This is a genomic window from Dongia sp. agr-C8 (assembly GCF_054658695.1).
The window spans coordinates 321,908-340,742 of the sequence record NZ_BAAGHZ010000005.1; the positions used below are offsets into that span (position 1 = coordinate 321,908).

The 18,835-nt window shown below is 67.4% G+C and carries 13 protein-coding genes; 1 reads left to right on the forward strand and 12 read right to left on the reverse strand.

Translation table 11 applies throughout. The annotated features are described in order from the left end of the window. Nucleotides 1–43: 43 nt before the first annotated feature. The 5 genes from addA to tsaE are packed head-to-tail and all read right to left on the reverse strand — an operon-like array spanning nt 44 to nt 8,928. Nucleotides 44–3,619: a double-strand break repair helicase AddA gene (addA, locus tag ACYQ4T_RS25880; RefSeq protein WP_459859519.1), complete on the reverse strand. Its 3,576-nt coding sequence runs from the start codon at nt 3,617–3,619 to the stop codon at nt 44–46. Then, nucleotides 3,612–6,710, reverse strand: a complete 3,099-nt coding sequence (gene addB / locus ACYQ4T_RS25885) for a double-strand break repair protein AddB (protein WP_459859520.1) — start codon at nt 6,708–6,710, stop codon at nt 3,612–3,614. The genes addA and addB overlap by 8 nt, the downstream gene beginning before the upstream one ends. 15 nt (nt 6,711–6,725) lie before the next feature. Then, nucleotides 6,726–7,457 (reverse strand): nucleotidyltransferase family protein, encoded by a 732-nt coding sequence (locus ACYQ4T_RS25890; protein ID WP_459859521.1) that lies wholly within the window; start codon nt 7,455–7,457, stop codon nt 6,726–6,728. Beyond that, nucleotides 7,454–8,440, reverse strand: a complete 987-nt coding sequence (locus ACYQ4T_RS25895) for an aminoglycoside phosphotransferase family protein (RefSeq protein ID WP_459859522.1) — start codon at nt 8,438–8,440, stop codon at nt 7,454–7,456. Before ACYQ4T_RS25895 ends, ACYQ4T_RS25890 begins: the two co-directional genes overlap by 4 nt. Continuing rightward, on the reverse strand, nt 8,437–8,928 hold the full coding sequence (tsaE, locus tag ACYQ4T_RS25900; protein ID WP_459859523.1) for a tRNA (adenosine(37)-N6)-threonylcarbamoyltransferase complex ATPase subunit type 1 TsaE: 492 nt from the start codon (nt 8,926–8,928) through the stop codon (nt 8,437–8,439). The genes ACYQ4T_RS25895 and tsaE overlap by 4 nt, the downstream gene beginning before the upstream one ends. 99 nt (nt 8,929–9,027) lie before the next feature. Here tsaE and ACYQ4T_RS25905 point away from each other — a divergent pair, with 99 nt between their 5' ends. Beyond that, on the forward strand, nt 9,028–10,047 hold the full coding sequence (locus tag ACYQ4T_RS25905) for an NAD(P)/FAD-dependent oxidoreductase (protein WP_459859524.1): 1,020 nt from the start codon (nt 9,028–9,030) through the stop codon (nt 10,045–10,047). A gap of 136 nt (nt 10,048–10,183) precedes the next feature. Here ACYQ4T_RS25905 and ACYQ4T_RS25910 read toward each other — a convergent pair whose 3' ends face one another. From ACYQ4T_RS25910 to ACYQ4T_RS25940, 7 genes are all read right to left on the reverse strand, one after another. Continuing rightward, the gene (locus tag ACYQ4T_RS25910) at nt 10,184–12,595 is read right to left on the reverse strand and encodes a sensor histidine kinase (RefSeq protein WP_459859525.1); all 2,412 of its coding nucleotides are present in this window, start codon (nt 12,593–12,595) and stop codon (nt 10,184–10,186) included. A gap of 139 nt (nt 12,596–12,734) precedes the next feature. Continuing rightward, a complete protein-coding gene (ahcY, locus tag ACYQ4T_RS25915; RefSeq protein WP_459859526.1) occupies nt 12,735–14,045 on the reverse strand; it encodes an adenosylhomocysteinase in 1,311 nt (436 codons plus the stop codon). Between the two features lie 190 nt (nt 14,046–14,235). Then, nucleotides 14,236–14,724, reverse strand: a complete 489-nt coding sequence (locus ACYQ4T_RS25920) for a macro domain-containing protein (protein ID WP_459859527.1) — start codon at nt 14,722–14,724, stop codon at nt 14,236–14,238. 67 nt (nt 14,725–14,791) lie between these two features. Then, nucleotides 14,792–15,463: a TIGR02117 family protein gene (locus ACYQ4T_RS25925; RefSeq protein WP_459859528.1), complete on the reverse strand. Its 672-nt coding sequence runs from the start codon at nt 15,461–15,463 to the stop codon at nt 14,792–14,794. A gap of 70 nt (nt 15,464–15,533) precedes the next feature. Further along, nucleotides 15,534–16,745 (reverse strand): hypothetical protein, encoded by a 1,212-nt coding sequence (locus ACYQ4T_RS25930; protein ID WP_459859529.1) that lies wholly within the window; start codon nt 16,743–16,745, stop codon nt 15,534–15,536. After that, complete coding sequence (gene ptsP, locus ACYQ4T_RS25935; protein ID WP_459859530.1) at nt 16,742–18,559, reverse strand: phosphoenolpyruvate--protein phosphotransferase; 1,818 nt, start codon at nt 18,557–18,559, stop codon at nt 16,742–16,744. The genes ACYQ4T_RS25930 and ptsP overlap by 4 nt, the downstream gene beginning before the upstream one ends. Continuing rightward, nucleotides 18,549–18,833 carry an HPr family phosphocarrier protein gene (locus ACYQ4T_RS25940; RefSeq protein ID WP_459859531.1) on the reverse strand — a complete coding sequence of 95 codons (285 nt, stop codon included), beginning with the start codon at nt 18,831–18,833 and terminating at the stop codon, nt 18,549–18,551. Before ACYQ4T_RS25940 ends, ptsP begins: the two co-directional genes overlap by 11 nt. Nucleotides 18,834–18,835: the final 2 nt, after the last annotated feature.

Sequence of the window (18,835 nt, forward strand, 5' to 3'; positions counted from 1 at the left end):
CGAATGGGTCCCGTCACCGGACGGCCCAAACTTGTTAACAAATCTATGGACGCCCCCCGTCCGGGTCAAGCCGAGCGGATGTGACGCCGGTCCGCGGCGCATGCATATCCAGGAGCGCCGCAGGGATATCCATCAAGACCGGGACCGCACTCCAGAGAATCTTGCAGGCGATTGATTTCCCTGGGTAAATCACCGCGATCGCGGCCCGGTAGGCGCTGAGCTGCCGCAAGTAAGCCGGGGCGACCTGCTGCACCTGCAGGGGCGGCGGGCGGTTGCTCTTGTAATCCAAGATGACGCAGTCCCGTTCCCGCACCAGCAGGCGGTCGATCTGGCCGGTCAAAGCCTGGGTCTTCCCCGCCGCGTCGAACAGCGTCGCCACCACCGGCACCTCGGCCCGCGAATCGGGACCGAACAGCGCGGCAAGATCCGGATCCCGCAGGATGCGCAGCACCTCGCCGCCGATCTCGGCGACCTGCTCGGGCTTGAGCCCATTGGCGCGGCGCGACAGGAATCGCTCGGCCGCCGCCGGCCAGGAATCGGCGGCGACGTTGGGCAGCAATTCCAGCAGTCGGTGCACCAGCAAGCCGCGCTTGAAGCGATAGCCCTGATCGCTGCCGATCGGGCTGAGCGTCGCCGGCTCCGGCTCCGAGGGACGCGACGGTGCGAGCGGCTGCGGCGGGTCGGGCTCGGCGGCGACCGGTGACGCTGCCCAAGCGGGCAGCGCGGCATCTTCGACCGGGAGGCTCGACTTGGCCGACGTCGATTCCGGGTCCGCAGTCTGCTTCTCGACATAATGGGAGGCCGTGCCGATCCAGCCTTCCGCGGTGTCGATGCCCGGCGGCGCCGGCCAGTTTTCGAGCGGCACCGTGTGGCCGGGCAACTGGGCGATCGCCGCGACCACCAGTTCGTGCCAATCCGGCGCGGCGCGGAGTCCGAGGCGGCCGCAGACATAGAGCCGGTCTTCGGCACGGGTCAGCGCCACATAGAGCAGGCGATTGGATTCTTCGCGGCGCTTCCGCTGCATCTCTGCCCGCGCGCGCGCGGTCAAGGCGACGTCGGCCTGCCGGCGCGGCGACCAGAGCGGCAACTCGCTGCCCGCGCCGGGGATCCAGAACAATCCGGTCGAGCGGTTGTCGAATTGCGGCTTGTCGGCGAGGAAGACGATCGGCGCCTGCAGGCCCTTAGCGCCGTGCACGGTCATGATGCGAACCTCGTCGGCGGCGGAGTCGCCCAGCTCGCGCTTCACGATCGAGGCGGTGGAGCGGATCCATTGCAGGAAGCCCTGCAGCGAGGGCGTGTTGCCGGCGGCATAGCGCAAGGTGAGGTTCAGGAACTCGTCGATCGCCTCGTCCGCCTCAGGCCCGAGCCGGGTATGGATGCGCTTCCTGCCGCCGCCGGCGCCGAGCAGGTCGGCGAACAGCGCGAAGGGGGAATCGAAATCGGCGCGCGCGAGATAACGGCCGAGCCGGTCCGCCGCCTCGCGATAGAACAGGGTCTGCGGTGCCATGGCGTTGAGGCGTTGCCAGACCGATTGGCTGCCGCGATCGAGGCAGAGATTCATCACTTCATCCTCGCCGAGACCGATCAGCGGACTCTTCAACAGGCTGGCGAGGTTGAGATCGTCCTCCGGCATCAACAGGAAGTCGGCGAAGGCCATCAGGTCCATGACGGCGATGTCTTCCAGCAGCCGCAGCCGGTCGATGCCGGAGACGGCGATCCCCTGGCCTTTCAGCGCGCGGACCAGATTCAGGACGAAGGGATCGCGCGAGCGTACCAGCACCATGATGTCGCCGGCGCGAATCAAACGGCCGCGCGAGGGCAGCTCCTCCTTGCCGACCATGGCGGCGATCTTCGCCGCGATCGCCTGGGCGAGGCGCTCCGCCGGCGAAGCGGTGCCGGCGGTCACCTGCGGCACGGCCCAGGGTTCGGGATCGCCCAGCTTCACCGGCCGGCAGCGCGGCCAGACCTCGACCAGGCCGGCCTGGCCGATGCGTTTGAGCCCGTGCGTCAAGGTCTGCCCGGGATCGAGCACACCTTCACGACCCGGTCCGGCGATCACCGCATCGACCAGCTTCAAGACGGCACCGGTCGAGCGGAATGAGACATCGAGCGGCACGTCGAGGAAAGGCGGGCGGAGATCGTCGCGCCGGGATTCGTCGGGCAGCAGGTCCTTGTAGTAGTCGCGGACCTTGCGCGCCTCCTCAGGCTCGGCACCCTGGAAGCTGAAGATCGACTGCTTCTGATCACCGACCGCGAAGATGGTGCGGGTCGCGCGCTCCGGGTCCTGGCCCGCGGCGCCCTCGCCGGCGAAGAATTCCTCGGTCAGCGCCTTGATGAGGTCCCATTGCTGGTGGTTGGTGTCCTGCGCCTCATCGACCAGGATGTGGTCGATGCCGCCGTCGAGCTTGTAGAGCACCCATTGCGCGATGCCCTGGCGTCGCATCAGGTTGCGGGCCTTCAAGATGAGGTCGTCGTAGTCGAGCACGGCCCGCTGGCTCTTGAGCGTCGTGTAGCGGCGCAGGATGTCGAGCGCCAGCACCGCGAGCGCGTGGCTGTCGGCCAGGCAATCCGCGCGCCGCAAGCGCTCGAGAGTCTCGGCGATGCGATCCGCCTCGGCGCGCAAGGCGTCGCCGATGCCGGGCCAGGCCTGTTCGACGGCCTTGGTGGCGAGCTTCCCGCGCGGTTCGCCCTCCTTGGTGAAGAAGATGTTCTTGTAGGTGTGGAAATCCTGGATGCGCACCTCCTGCTCGGCGTGGAGCCAGGTCCGCAGGGCCTCGGCGCGGGCCTGGTCGGACTTCCCGCCGTTCGACAGCTCCTCGATCGCGCGGCGCAAGGCGGCGGTGTCGCAGGCGCCGTCGTCGCAGGCCGCGGCGACGATCGATTCCGGCGTCTCGTCTACCCCCACGTCGAGCGTGGTGGCCATTGCGCGGCGGAGAGATTCCGGCGAGTCCATGCGATCGCGCAAGGCCTCGAGCCGGTCGCGCTCCTGCATGAAGCTGTCGAGCAACTCCTTCAATCGGCTCTCATGCATGCGGCCGACGACCTTGGCCAGCGCCTGCGTGAGGGCCATCGATTGCCCAGCTCGGGCGGCAATCAGCATCGATTCCCGAGCCTCGAACAGGAGCTCGGCGGAATCGCGCTCCTCGATCAGGCGGAAATGCGGCGCGACCCCGGCTTCGAGCGGGAAGCGGCGCAGCAAGGATTGGCAGAAGGCGTGGATGGTCTCGATCCGCATGCCGCCCGGCGCGTCGAGCACGCGGGCGAAGAGTCCACGGGCGCGCGCCATCATCGATTCCGGCGGACGCGCGCCGGTCAGGCGCTCGAGATCCCTCACCAGCACGTCCTGGTCGACGATCGCCCATTCGCGGAGCTGGGTGGCGATGCGGTTCGCCATCTCCGCCGCGGCGGCGCGGGTGAAGGTGAGGCACAGGATGCTGGTCGGCCGGGCATTGGCCAGCAGCAGGCGCAGCACCCGGTCGCGCAAAACCGTGGTCTTGCCCGAGCCGGCCGAGGCGTTGACCCAGGCGCAGACCGCGGGATCGGCGGCCCGGCGCTGCAGCCGGGTCGCCCGTTCGGCGGCATCGGCGCCGGCGGGCCGGAGCGTCACGATCTCAGCCATAGTCGCCCGCTTCCTCGTCGGTCTGGTTGACCGACCATTCGCGGATCCGCTCGAGATGTTCATAGTCGTTGAAGCGTGGCGCGTATTCGCCACGTGGCACCGGCGGATAGGCGGCGCCGTCGCGGCCGAAGGCTTGCAGCAGGCCGACCAGGCCGGCGCGGGCTTCGGCGGCGAGATCGTCGGGATCGACCGGCCCGCCGCCGCGTCCCGGCTGGCGCACTTCGGCGATCTCGCCGGGCGTGGCGCCGCCGGAGAGCCGCCAGTATTCAAGCCGCGCGACGGGGCCCTTGGCGAGGTCCGTGAAGGCGCCGCCCTGGATGATGGCGGCCTCCAGCGCCAATTGCGGCGCCAGGCCGAGCAGCACCTCCTTCAGGGCCGGCGGCGTGCCGGTCTTGTAGTCGATCACCACGAGCGCGCCGTCGGCCTGGCGGTCGATCCGGTCGGCCCGCGCGCGGAGCTCGAAGGCCGGCTTCACCTCGGTGAGCTTCAAGCTGCCATCGAGTTCGGTGCGGCTCTCGTCGAGACCCGGCCGGCGCTCGATTTCCTTGGCGATGAACCAGCGGGCGATCTTTTCGAAACGCGGCCACCAGAAAGCCATGACCGCGGGTTTCGACTCATAGGGCTTGAACTCCGCGCGGCCGATCTCGATCAGCCGCGCCTCGGCCTCGGGTGAAAGAGCGTCGGGGAATTCCGAGACGAAGCGATGCAAGGCCTGATGCACGATGGTGCCGAGGTCGGAGAAATCCGGATCCTGGTCGATCGGGTCGAGCGGCTTCAGGCCCAGGATATGCCGCGCATAGATCGCGTAAGGGTCGCGCATCCAGGTCTCGATCTGCGTCACCGAGAGGCCGGCGGGCCGCCGCTTCGCGCCCGGCGTCGGCCTCGGCCGCTGGATCGGCTGCACCATCTCGGCGCGGTCGAGGCGCTGGCGCCAGCCGCGCCAGACCGGCGCCGACTGGCCGGAGGCGGCAATCAGGTTCTGATCGATGCCGAGCAGCTTCAGATAGGCTTCGAGGCGCAGCAGCCAGCGCGCGGGAATGGTCGGCTGCCCGTCGGCGCGGAGCGCGCGGGTGAGCACCACCTGCTTCGCCCCCATCGCCTGCTGGAAGTCATGGGCCGAGAGGCCGATCCGGCGCTCCGGCGCCGGCAGGCCGAAATCGCGGCGCATCGGCCGGTTGAGCCAGGAATCGACCGCCGGTTCCGGCGGCCAGACGCCTTCATTGAGGCCGCCGAGCACGACGAACTCGGCCTGCTGCAGGCGCGCTTCCAGCGGACCCCAGATGAAGAGGCGCGGGTGCAGGCCGTAGCGCGGCCGGACGGCGATGCCTTCCATCAGTTCCGGCAGCAGGGCCGCATAGCCCGCGCCGTCGAACGGCGGCATGTCGCGGGCTGCGAGCAGCAGGTCCTGGACGAAATCGGCCAGCGCCTCGCCGTCTTCCCCGGCCCAGAGACGCGCGACGCCGGATGCTGATTCGGTGGACGCAAGGGCCTCGGCGACGCGCACCTGGGCTTCCAGCCGTTCGGCAATCGGGCATGGGCCGTCGAGATCGTCGAAGGTGGCGGTCATTTCGATCAGCTTCTCGACGAAATATTGCGCCGCGCGCAGGGCATCGCGCTCGGATTCGCGCGTGCTGGCCTTGCGCGCGCTCTCGAGCGTGTCGCGCAACCCGCCGAGCCCCGGCTTCGGGCGCGGCCCACGCAGGATGGCGCGTTCGAGGGCGCGCACCCGCTGGCGAAACTCGGGCGTCGGCATGCCGCCCGAGGCGAGCGGGTGTTTCAGCAGGCTGAGCAGCGGCACCGGCGCCCATTCCGCGGCGGCGGCCTCGGCGATCAGCAGGAAGAAGGCGGCGGGCGGCGTCAGGCGCAGCGCCTCGCCTGCCGAATCGTCGATCGCGATGCCCCAGCGCAGGAGTTCCGCCTTCACGCGCCGCGCCAGGCCGCGATCCGGCGTCACCAGGGCGGCGCGTTCCGGCGCCGGACGTTCGACCGCTTCGCGAAGCAGCAGCGCGATGACGCCGGCCTCCTCCTGCTCGGTCGCGCAGTCGATGCGGGCGACATCGCGCCAGGCCTGCTCGACGACCTGCTCTCCGCCGGCGGCAAGAGTCTGTCTCGCGCGCTTGTCCCAGCTCTCCGTCACCGGGGCCGGCAGCAGCGAGTCGGCGACGATGCGCGCGCGCAAGGGCGGCGCGCCGGTGAAGCCGTCGCTCGGCCAGACGGCGACGTCCTTCGGTTCGGTCTCCAGGCGGTTCAGCAGCTGGTGCAGGCCGAATTGCGGATGGCTCTGGTCCTCGGCGATTTCTTTCCAGGTCGCGGCGTCGGCCTCGCGGTCGAGGCCGGGCAGCACGACCATGCCCTGCGGCAGGCCGGCGACCAGCGCGATCAAGTCGGCGCTGGCGGGAACCGAGCCGGTCGAACCGGCGGCGATCACCGGGTCCTGCGGCGGCCGCTCGCGCCAGAGCGCGCATTGCCGTTCGAGAAGAGTGTTGCGCCGGGTCGGCGGGTCGAGCACGCCCTCTTCTTTCAGGATCGTCGGCCAGTTCAACTGCACCAGATCGAGGAATTGCACCGTCAGTTGCCAATAGACGGAGTCCGCCGGTGCGAGATCCTTCACCTTGCTGAAATCGAGCCGCTCGGTCTCGACCTGGTCGATGAGCCGCGCGAGCTCGGCCGCGAGGCGCACCGCCTGGTCGAAGGCGATGCTGCCGCTGCCGGCGCCGAGCCGCGCCTGCGGCGAATGGTGGATGAGGCGCGCCAGCAGCATACGGCGCCGCAGGTCGCCGATCGCCGGCGGAATCTCTGCGGCGTCGATCCCGGGGATCCCGGCCTCGGAGATCGACTGGCCTTCCTCGTCGGGTTCGCCGATCGGCTGCAGCCGCGGCAACAGCAGCCCGCCGCCGGGAACACCACCGGTTCCACCGGCCTGGCGCAGGAAGGCTTCCGACAGTGCGCGGGCGGCGCGGCGGTTGGGCAGCAGCACCGTCATCTTCGACAGGGTGAGCGGATCGCCGGCGCGCGCGATCAGGCCCGCGGCCAGGGCATCGGCGAAGGGCACGCCGGTCGGAATGGTGTAGACGGCTTTGCGCGGAGTCATCCGCGGGATGATGGACTAGAAGCGAATCCCGTGGAAGCCGAGTTCGCGCTCGACCTCGCGGAGATGCTGCGGCGTGGAGACGTGGTACCACTCGCCGTCATGGCGGATGCCGTGCAGCCGGCCCTGCTCGATCGCGCGATCCCAAAGGATGTTGACCGAATAGGCGCCGTCGGGCGAGGCGTCGAACAGCCTGGGATGGGTGATGTTGATGCCGCTGTAGAGGAAAGGCGCCACTTCCCATTCCGGGCGGCGCTTCAGCTTGCCTTCCTGGTCCATCAGGAAATCGCCCGGCCCGTCATAGCCGATCGCGGTCACGGTCGGCTGGAGCAGCAGCAGCGAATCCATGCGCTCGGGATCCCAAGCCTTGGCGAGGCGGTGCAGCGCATCCTCGCGGCCGTTCAGCCAGATGATCTTGGCATTCACGACGAAGAAGGGATCGCCGCCCAGCAAGGGCAGCGCCTTCTTGGTGCCGCCGCCGGTTTCCAGGATCTCGGGCTCCTCGGAATAGAGGATCTCGATGTCCTTGCGGGTTTTCAGGTGATCGCGGATCACTTCGCCGAGATGATGCAGGTTGATGACCGCGCGCTCGACGCCCGCGGCGGCGAGGCGGTCGAGCACGACGTCGAGCATCGGCCGGCCCAGCACCTTCACCATCGGCTTCGGCACCGTGTCGGTCAGCGGGCGCAGCCGCGTGCCGTAGCCGGCCGCCATCACCATGGCGGATTTCGGAAGCTTGAAGGCCGTCACGCAGGGCTCCGTTCATCGACTTCAAGAATGCGCCGGTCCGCCGGGGGCAAGTGGCGCCGATACCAGGCCGCCACCGGCTCCAGCGCCGGATGCGCCGTGTAGCGCTCGATCAGCGACCAGACGCGGGGCATGAACTTCTGATAATGCAGCTTGCCGTCGCGCCGCAACAGCCGCGCGAAGGTCCCGACGATCCGCGTGTTCCAATGCGCGGTCTTGACCGCGAAGGCGGTCATGAAGGCGTCACGATCGAGCGCCGGAAAGGCCGCGAGATAGCGGTCGATCAGCGCGTCGCGCAGGCCGTCGGCAATCGCGCGCCGGTCATTGGCTACGAGAGTCGCGAGGTCGAAGACCACCGGCGCCTGCACCGCGTCCTGGAAGTCGATGATGCCGCAGGCGGCGACCCCGGGCCGGTCGAGCTTCAGCAGGTTGTCGGTGTGATAGTCGAACAGCGCGATCGAATCCGGGACGGTCCGCATCCTGGGCAGCACGGCGTGCCAGGCGGATTCGAACTCCTGCCGAACCGTGTCGCTTGGCGGCGCGCCGTGGATCGCCGGCCAATACCAGTCCAGCATGCGGAAGAGCCCGTCGAGCGCGCGGTCATCGTCGAAGGCCGGCAGGCTCGCGAGATCGGCCGGCGTCGCCCGGCGGTGCAATTCGATCAGCAGATCCACGGCGAGCTGGTAGAGCGCGGTCTCGTCCTCGCCCTGGCCGAGCAGGCGCGTGAAGGTGTCATCGCCGAAATCCTCGACCAGGGCGAGCCCGGCACTGGAATCCGCCGCGAGGATTTCGGGCGCGCTCAGGCCAAGCTTGCGCAGCAGCGCGTCGACCTTCAGGAAAGGTTCGATCGAAAGCTCCGGCGGGCATTCCATCAGCAGGCAGCGCTGGTCCCCGCGCAGGAGCCGCGTGTAGCGGCGCACCGAGCCGTCGCCGGCCAGTGGATGCGCTTCCGCAGCGTCCCAGCCATGCTCGCTGAGAAAGTTCATGCGAAGGTTTTCGCGATCGCCGCGGCGCGGTCGCGCCAAGCGGGTGTCGGCAGCAAGGTCGCCTGCCGCGCGCCGTCGCCGGTGATGGCGAGGCGCATCTCGAGATGCTCGCGGGGCTTCAGCGAACCCAGGCGATCCGGCCATTCGACCAGCGATATGCCTTCGGCGAAGGCTTCCTCGATGCCGAGTTCCAGGGTCTCGTCCGGCGATTTCAGGCGATAGAGATCGAAATGCCAGATCTCGACCGGTTCGCCGCCCACCGCGGCGTCATAGGTTTGCACCAGGGTGAAAGTGGGACTGGGCACCTCTTCGGGTGCAGAGGTTAACGCGTTGATGAAGGCCCGTGCGAAGTGGGTCTTGCCGGCGCCGAGGTCGCCGGAAAGCAGAATCACGTCGCCGGGGTGCACTTGCCCGGCAATGATCGCGGCCAGTCTCTCGGTCGCCGCGGGATCCGGCAAATTGAGGTCGATTTCAGTCGAGTCGCCCATGTCGGGCAAGCTGTACCGGCCTTATTTGCGCAAGGCAACGCCTTGATCCATAAGCCTCCCGCGGGCAGGATGCGCTGCGCTTGACGGGAGAGAGTCGCGATGGGGCAAACCCATAAGACGGATGTGGCGATCATCGGCGCGGGGCCGGTCGGCCTGTTCGCGGTGTTCGAATGCGGCATGCTGAAGATGCAGTGCCACGTGATCGACGCGCTGGAAGGCGCCGGCGGGCAATGCGTGGCGCTTTATCCCGAGAAGCCGATCTACGACATTCCCGGCCATCCGCGGATCGACGCCGCCGAGCTCATCGCCAAGCTGGAACAACAGGCGGCGCCCTTCAAGCCCATCTATCATCTCGGGCACCGGGTCGAGAAGCTGACCCGGAACGGCGAGGGCTGGAAGGTCGAGACTAACCAGGGGGCCACGATCGAGGCGCGCGCGGTGGTGATCGCTGCCGGCTGCGGCGCCTTCGGGCCCAACCGGCCCCCGCTCACCGATCTCGAGAAATACGAGGGCAGCAGCGTCTTCTACCTGGTGAAGCGGCGCGAGGATTTCCGCGGCAAGCGGGTCGTCATCGCCGGCGGCGGTGACTCGGCGCTGGACTGGACCATCGGCCTGGCGGATATCGCCGAGCGCATCATGGTGGTGCACCGCCGGCCGAAATTCCGCGGCGCGCCGGAATCCGTCGCCAAGATGGAGCAGCTCGCCAAGGAAGGCCGCATCGATCTCGTCGTGCCCTATCAGCTGCACGGCCTGGTCGGCGCGAATGGCAAGCTGGAAGCGGTCGAGGTCGCGACCCTCGACGGCCAGGTGAAGCGGCTGGAGGCCGATATCCTGCTGCCCTTCTTCGGCCTCGCCATGGACCTGGGGCCGATCGCGCATTGGGGCTTGAACGTCGAGCGCAACCACATCGTGGTCGATCCCACGACCTGCGCCACCAGCGCGCCGGGGATCTTCGCGGTCGGCGACATCGCCCACTACGCCGGCAAGCTGAAGCTGATCCTCTGCGGCTTCTCGGAGGCCGCCATGGCGGCGCATGCGATCTATCCGCTGGTCCATCCCGGCGAGGCGCTGCATTTCGAGTATTCGACGACCAGCGGCGTGCCCGCGGCGGCGAAGTAGCATCCAGTCTGGGGCACCCCCTCCCAGCCTCCCCCGAAGTCGGGGGAGGGGCGCACCCCGCTTGCCTCTCCCTCCCCCGTCTTCGGGGGAGGTAAGGTGGGGGTGCCACGCAATGACTCTCTCCGGGTTAGGGGCTCTACCCGCTGATCGCGACCGGCGCTCTGGCGACGGCTTCCAGCGGCAGGCGGCAGACCACCATGCGGTAGCCGGGCCCGCTGCGGGTTTCCATGCTGCCGCCATGGAGCTCGATCAGGGTCTTCACCAGCGCCATGCCGAGGCCGCGGGTGGTGCCGCGCCCCAAAGAGGCGCGGGCAACCGAGGTGACGCCGAAATCGGTCGCCTCGCCGCCGATGACGCCCTGCAATCCGGTCTGCTTCACCGAGATCGCGACATGGTCGCCCTCGTTGCCGGCGGTGATCTCGACCCGGCTGCCGACCGAGCCGGAGCCGACCGCGTTGCTGATGAGGTTGGCCAGCGCCTGCTTCAGGCGCTGCTCGTCGGCCTTCAGGGTCAGGCCGTCGCCGACCTCATCCATCTTGAGCTCGATCTCGCGGCTATGGGCGCGCTGCTGGTAGAGCCGCATCACCGATTCCAGGACCGGCCGTAGGCGGATCTCGGCGATGTCGAGGCGGATGTAGCCGGCCTCGATCGCCGCAACGTCGATCACGTCGCCGACCATCAGCAGCAGGCCCTGCGCGGCGTCGAGGATGCTGGCCGCATATTCCGCCTGGCGCTGGTTCAGCGCGCCGAAATACTGGCGGATCAGCAGCTCGGCATAGCCGATGATGACGTTGAGCGGCGTGCGGAACTCGTAGGAGACGTTGGCGATGAATTCCGACTTCAGCCGGTCGGCGGCGATCAGCGCCTCGTTGCGGTCGCGGAGCGCCCGCTCCATGTTGATGCTGTCGGTGACGTCGGCATATTTGAACAGCTTGCCGCCGTCGGGCAGCGGGATACCGGCGATGTCGATGATGGTGCCGTCCTTGCGTTCCAGCCTGAGGCTGCGCGGCGTGCGCTCCACCGCGTCGCTGACGATGCGCTGCCGGATCTCCGTCCAGTCATAAGGCCCCTCGAAGAAGGGGCGCACCAGATCGACGATCTTGGTGACATGGGGCTCGCCCTCGAGGTCCTCGTCGGCGAGATTCCAGAGCTTGGCATAAGCCGGGTTGTAGATCTTGAGGCGGCCGTCGCTGCCGAACACCGCGATGCCTTCGTAGAGATTGTCGATTGTCTCCTTCTGCACCGCGATCAGGGTGTTGTAGTTGCGCTCCATGGTGAGCTTGTCGGTCACGTCCTCGAAGGTGAGCGTCACCCCGCCGAAGGGGTGCGGGGTTGCCACCATGCGGAAGGTGGTGTCGCCCGGCGTGTGCATCAGGTCTTCGAAGGGCTCGACCAGGGTCATCACATGGCGGATGAACTCCTGCTTGAAGGAGCGGAAATCCGCCTGTTCGGCGATCTGCCGGCGCTCGCGCAGCGCCTCCAGCACCTGGTCGATGGTGGGCTCGCCGCGCAGGAAAGCGGCATCGAGGCCGAACTGCTCGCGATAGGCGGCGTTGAAGAACTTGACCCGCCGGTCGGGACCGAAGATCACGATGCCGTTGCCGAGCGACTGCAGCACGTCGTCATGGGCCGCGATATGGCGCACCAGCTCGGCATGGCTCTCCTCGAGCGCGGTCTGGTCCAGTGCATAGCCAATGAGCGTCCCGTCTTCGAGCGGCACCTCGTGGAAATCGTAGAGCCGGCGATGGCCGTCGACCACCAGCTGCTGGCTTTCCGACTGGGCGAGGCTGAGCTTCTGCGCCCGCTTGGCCAGCGCCTTCGCCGCCGAGCTGATCTCGCGGCCCTTGGCGATCACCTCGCCGGGGGTCGCTCCGAACAGCCGCGCATGGGCGCGGTTGCAATAGGTCACGGTCATCCCGGCATTGCGCCGCCAGACCGGATAGGGCAGCCGATCGAGCAGGGCGGAGAGCTGGCCGAGCTCGGCCATCCCCTGCTCATAGGGCGCGACCGTCTTCTGCAGCAGGTCCTCGACATCGTCCAGGCAGAGCACCCGCTCCATACCCCCGGCCGAGCCGCTGAGCTTGAGCCTGCGCCCGGTCGCCGCACATTTTGCCGTGACGGTGAAGGCGGTTCCGAGCCGCTCCAGCGCCGTCAAACCGGCCGCGATCTCGGATCGGTCGGTTTCGGCGAAGAGTGGCAGCAGCGCCTCGGCACTGTCGGCGCGGCCGCCGAGCAAGCGCGCCGCGTTCTCGCCGACCTCGAAGGCGCCGCCGGCCTGCCAATGGATCCGGCCGACGGACAAGGCTGCTTCCCGGGCGCGTAGATGGTCGCGCTCGGCCTGGCTGCGGGCCAGATCGGCGCGGGCCTGTTGCAGGCGGCGCAGGAGAATGAAAGCGACGGCCGCGCCCGCCAGGGCGAAGCAGACGAAGATCCAGCCCACAGGGCCGACCACGGGGCCGACCACGGGGCCGATCGCAGACCCGGCTTCCGGAGCGGATTGCGCGAGGGCGTCACGGGGAACGGCCGCCAGCACGGCGACCGGCGCCAAAATGCGCAGACTTGCGACTCCACCCCGCGTTCCCATCGGAGACCAGTCTAGCGCCGATTCGCATCAAAGCTCAAAACGAAAGGGAGCGGTCTTCATGACCGCTCCCCCAAGGCGTTCGCCGGCGCTTGGCCCGCGATTTCTAGTACCGGTAATGGTCGGTCTTGAACGGGCCGGACTGGGCGATGCCCAGATAGGCCGCCTGCTTCTCCGAGAGCTTGGTCAGCTTGGCGCCGACCTTGGCGAGGTGCAGCGAGGCCACCTTCTCGTCGAGATGCTTCGGCAGCACATAGACCTTCTTCTCGTACTTGGCGTGGTTGTTCCAGAGCTCGATCTGCGCCAGCACCTGGTTGGTGAAGGACGCCGACATGACGAAGCTCGGATGGCCGGTGGCGCAGCCGAGGTTCACCAGGCGGCCTTCGGCCAGCAGCAGGATGCGCTTGCCGTCGGCGAACTCAATCTCGTCCACCTGCGGCTTCACGTTATGCCACTTGAAGTTCCTGAGGCCCGCAACCTGGATCTCGCTGTCAAAGTGGCCGATGTTGCAAACGATCGCCCGGTCCTTCATCGCGCGCATATGCTCGACGGTGATGACATCGACGCAGCCGGTGGCGGTCACGAAGATGTCGGCCTTGGGCGCCGCGTCTTCCATGGTCACGACCTCATAGCCTTCCATCGCCGCCTGCAGCGCGCAGATCGGGTCGGCCTCGGTCACCTGCACGCGGCAGCCCGCATGGCGCAGCGATTCGGCCGAGCCCTTGCCCACGTCGCCGAAGCCGGCGACCACGGCGACCTTGCCGGCCATCATCACGTCGGTGGCGCGGCGGATCGCGTCCACCAGGCTCTCGCGGCAGCCGTACTTGTTGTCGAACTTCGACTTGGTGACGCTGTCGTTGACGTTGATCGCCGGAACCGCCAGCGTGCCGTTCTTCGCCATTTCATACAGGCGATGCACGCCGGTGGTGGTCTCTTCCGAGATGCCCTTCACCTTGGCGAGGAGCTGCGGGTACTTGTCATGCATGATCTGGGTGAGGTCGCCGCCGTCATCCAGGATCATGTTCGGGGTCCAGCCGTTCGGGCCCTGGATGGTCTGCTCGATGCACCACCAGAACTCTTCCTCGTTCTGACCCTTCCAAGCGAAGACCGGGATGCCGGCCGCGGCCATCGCGGCGGCGGCATGGTCCTGGGTCGAGAAGATGTTGCAGGAGGACCAGCGCACTTCGGCGCCGAGCGCGGTCAGCGTCTCGATCAGGGCCGCGGTCTGGATCGTCATGTGCAGGCAGCCGGCGATGCGGGCGCCTTTGAGCGGCTGCGACTTGCCGTATTCCTTGCGCAGCGCCATGAGGCCCGGCATCTCGGTCTCGGCGATGTTGAGCTCCTTGCGGCCCCACTCGGCCAGGCTCATATCGCGGACCTTGAAATCTCCGGTCTTGGTGTCGGGGGCGGCGGACATGTGGCTCTCCTGCTCGTCAGTTTCGCGCAGCGCTATAGCAGGCGAAGGGAATCGGAGCAAGGGCCGCGCGAGTCGAAATCCTCTTTTTATATTAAGGATTTAATGACTCTAATAGCCTCGATTAGGCGATTGAAATGACCGCGGTTCGCCCGCGCCATGCCAGGGAAGGCACGGCGCGGGCCGGTCGCGATCAGGCCGCTTCCGCGGCGGCCTTGCCGGCATGGAAGACGGTGTAGATATAAACCGGGATGCCGAGACCGCCGAGATGGTGCTCAACCAGCGGCTTCACGTCCCGCCAGTCGAGACCGCCGACGCCGGTCGCGAGTTTGGGCAGCGCCAGGCTGGCGAGCTTTTCGGTCTCGACCAGCTTGGCCAAGGCGCGCAGCGCGTGGTTGACGTTCTCCACCGAAGCGGCGCCCGGCTTCTCGCCGTGCTTATAGGCGGCGGCCTGGGTCATCAGGTTGACGATGCGTTTGCCGTCCGCGCCGGCCCAAGCCCAGATCTCGCCGGACTTCGGATGGCTGGTCTGGCAGTAATGCCGGAAGTCCTTGACCATGGCGGGCCAGCGCTCGCGCAGGCTCAGGGCCAGGCCGGAATCGAAATGGTCGTTCGGGGCCACACCATGCGCGATGGCCGCGGCCTTGCTCATCAGGATGTCGCCCTGGACTTCAATGATCATCGAAACAGCTCCTTGGTTGCTTCGATGATGGATAGCGCGGGCCGAAGGCGTGCCGCGTTGATTCAGGTCAATGTCGGAATGCGGCCGCGCGCTCCAGCGGCGCCATGACCTGGAAGGCGAACGGCGTCCAGATTGCGGTCGGCAGGCCGGCCGCCTTGAGCCCCTCGCCCACCCAGACGTTGCAGGACTTGAACAGGCCGAAACGGCCATGCGCGGCATAGAAGAGATCCGTTGCGCCATAGCCGGAAGCGGCGGGCCAGCCGGGCGAGGCCATGGTGGCACCGATGTAATCCGCCAGCGCGCGGTATTGCGCACCGCTGATCTCCAGCCGGCGGCAGTCTTCGTTCGCACCGGGTCCCGGCCGGTACCGCACATGCAATGCCGCGGGGCCGAGACCGCCGAGGGCGCGCAAGGCGATTCCGGTGTCGAAGTCGGCCCAGGTCGGCGTCGCGCGGTAGAAATCGAGATCGCCCCAGCCGATGCCGACATGATCGAAGGCCGTGACATCGACCGGATAATGCTGCGGCGGGAAGACCGCCGACCAATCCACCGCTTCCGTTTTCACCGGCAGCACGAAGTCGGTGTGGACCCCGTTGGAGCAGACGGCGATTTCGACGCCGCCGGACGTTTCGGTGAACTCGCGGTTGACCGGAATGGAACCGAGGGCAAGCGCCGCGACGATGTAAACGGCGATGGCCAGAACGACGAGTCCGAGCAAGCCCAGTGTATAACGAATCAAGCGGTTGATCATGATCCCCCTACGGTACGAACCGCATCATCCGCCGCGATTCAGGCGACATCAGGGCGATTCAGGGGTCTTTGTTGACCTCGGCTCCGGCGAAGTGAAACAGGCTCTGGATCTCATAGGCGGCGACGGGATTGAGCTGGTCGCCTTCCCAGGTGAACAGCGCCACCAGGGATTTATCGGTGTCGAGCTTCGGGTTGAAGTGGAAATAGCCGGTCCGCAACAGCAGACCGACATAGCCCTGGCGCGCGATCTCGACCGAGAACCAGCGGGTCTCCCAGGTCTCCACCTTGCTGCTGGCCTGGAGCGCATCCCAGTCTTCGCTAAACACCGCTTTTGCCAAGGCGTGCTGCTGCGCGCGCAGGAAACTCAGCGCCTGCCGGTTGGACAGTCTTGCTTGAAGGCGCTCAAGCTCACGCGAGGCGAGCGTCGACGGCGCGAAGACCGGATTGGATGCGACGATCTCACCGAGATCGCTGGCAAGCTTCACCTTCCGCGCGATTTCTTCAAGATTGCGGTCCAGGAATGTGCGGATGGCGCTGCGAAGCGCCGGAGGCGGCTCGATCTGAGCGAGGCTGGAATCCGCTAGCACCGTGCTGCGTGGCGCGGTCTTGTAAGTGACCGTGCAGGATGGCGTCGCATTTCGAGGATCGGCGACGGTCAGATTGAGATCATTCGTGCCTGGGGTTCCCCAATAGCCGCTGACTTCAAGAAAGCCCGTAATGCTCGGCGGTACGACAACATATGGCTTGGCCTCATCGAGCAGGATGGCATAGCCGGTGTCAAAACCCCTCTCGATCTCATCGTACCCCAGGGGCAAGATCTTCAGACGCTTGTCCGATTGCTGCTCGAATGCCGTGAACTGATCGCTGCGAAAGATGCCGCTATGGGTCGTGAAGATGAACAGTTCTTTGCCGCTGGGCCTGGTATCGATGATCTGTGTCCACCAAGGCCAGGTGTCGTCGTCAATCAGGCCTTCGAAAGTGTCGCCATATTTCGCTTCGCACGAATCCCAGTCGGCGCAGCCAATCAGCGCCGCGACTTCACCCGGCTCGGCCTGGCGAGGCTCCAGGTAGCGCATGGGCGCCGGGACTGCGGCCACCAGTCCGTCCGAAAGTTCGTAGATGTCGCGCTCGCCGAGGGCCGGCCCAATGCGATTGGCTTCCAACGCGATCGCTTGACAGATCGCCTCGGCATCTTGCGCTTCCGCTGCGCCGGCACAAAGCGTCGCCATCGCCGCGATCAGGGCGCCGAAAACCGGTCTCAATGGCTTCATGTCGCCAGCGCGTTGAAATCGTCGAGCAGCATCGCGATGCGGCCGGAATCGGTCTGCTCCATGACGCTGCGGGCGCACCGTGCAGCAGCGGCGAAGTCGAGGCTGCGGATCCGCTGCTTGATGCGCGGGATGTTGCCGACCGCCATCGAGAGCTCCTGGATGCCCAAGCCGAGCAGCAAGGGCGCGAATTTGGGATCGCCGGCGATCTCGCCGCAGACGCTGATCGGGATGCGGCCGCGCAAGGCTGCTTCGCTGGCGAACTGGATCAGGCGCAAGACCGCCGGGTGCAGCGGGTTGTAGAGATGCGCCACCTGCTCCTCGCCGCGGTCGATCGCCAGCGTGTACATGGTGAGGTCGTTGGAGCCGATGGCGAAGAAATCGGACACCTGCGCCAGGGCATCGGCGGCGAGCGCCGCGCCGGGGATCTCGATCATCACGCCGAGCGGCGGCAGCGGATCGGCGATCTTCATGCCGCGCTTCTTCAGGCGTTTCGCCACCTGCTCGAGCGCCGCGCGGGTCTGCTTCACCTCGGAGACCGCCGAGATCATCGGCAGCAGGATGCGGACCGGCCCATGGGCGCCGGCCCGAAGCATGGCGCCCAATTGCGCGTCGAGGAGATCGCGGTCGCGCAGGCTCAAGCGGATCGCGCGCAAGCCCAAGGCCGGGTTCGCGGTCTCGACCATGTGGTCCTTGAGGGCGGGCGCGAGCTTGTCGTTGCCGATGTCGAGGGTGCGGATGGTGACCGGCCTGCCGCTCATGCCCTCGACGATCTCGCGCAGGATCTCGTATTGCTGGTCCTCGGTCGGAAGATCCGGGCGGTTCATGTAGAGGAACTCGGTGCGCAGCAGCCCGACGCCGGCGGCACCGGCGGCGAGCGCGTTCTCGACCTCGCGCGGCAATTCGAGATTGGCGTAGAGGCCGATGCGGCGGCCGTCGGTGGTCATCGACGGCAGCTTCCGCAGCCGGCTGAGCTGCTTCTGCTCCTGCTCGATCTCGGCGGTACGGCGCTCGTATTGCGCCAGGCGCTCGCGGTTCGGGTGGATGACGACGCGGCCGGTATAGCCGTCGATGACGAGCTGGTCGCCGCTCTTCACCTTGGTCAAGAGCTCGGGAATGCCGAGCACCGCCGGCAGTTCCAGCGAACGCGCCATGATCGCGGTGTGGCTCTGGGCGCCGCCGATCGCCGTGGCGAAGCCGGCGACGCGATCCGGGTCCAGCAGCGCGGTGTCGGCCGGGGTCAGCTCCTCGGCGATGATGATGGCGCCTTCGGGCAGGTGCTTGAACGCCTCGTAGGGCGTCTTGGTGAGGTTGCGCAGCAGGCGGTTGCCGACCTCGCGCACGTCGTCGGCGCGGGCCGCGAGATAGGCGTCGTCCAGCGCCTCGAACTCCTGCGCGACCGCGGAGATCGCGGCCTGGACCGCGGCCTCGGCGTTGATCCTGTCGCGGCGGATCCTGGCCTCGACCCCGCGCACCACGCGCGAGCCAGAGAGCATCTGCATATGGGCGTCGAGCAGGAAGCCCAGCTCCTCCGCCGCGGCACCGTGCAGCTCGGCGCTCTTGGTCTTCAGCTTCTTCAGCTGGCGGTCGGATTTCGTCAGCGCCTCGTTGAAGCGCGCGATCTCCGCCTCGACCTCGGATTCCTTGATGTCGTATTCCGGGATCTGGACGGCGCCGATCTCGACCACATGCGCTTCGCCGATCGCGATGCCGGCCGAGACGCCGAGTCCCTTGAGGACGACCTCGCGCCGCTCGCCGTCCGCCGGTTTGCGCTTGCGGCGCGGCCTTATGCCGTCGTCGGGCTTCTCATTCTTCATCGAACTTCCGGTCGATGAGATCGACCAGGGCGGCCAGCGCAGGACCGGCGCCGGGACCGGAGGCGCGGAGCTCGATCTCGCAGCCGATGCCGGCGGCCAGCATCATCAGCCCCATGATCGAGCGACCTTCGACATCGGTCTCGCCCTTGATGACGCGGATGTCGGCGTCATAGGCATTGGCGACCTTCACGAACTTGGCGGCGGCGCGGGCATGCAGACCCTTCTGGTTCTGGATCCGCGCCTTCACGACCTGCGGCTGATCCCCATCTGCCATGG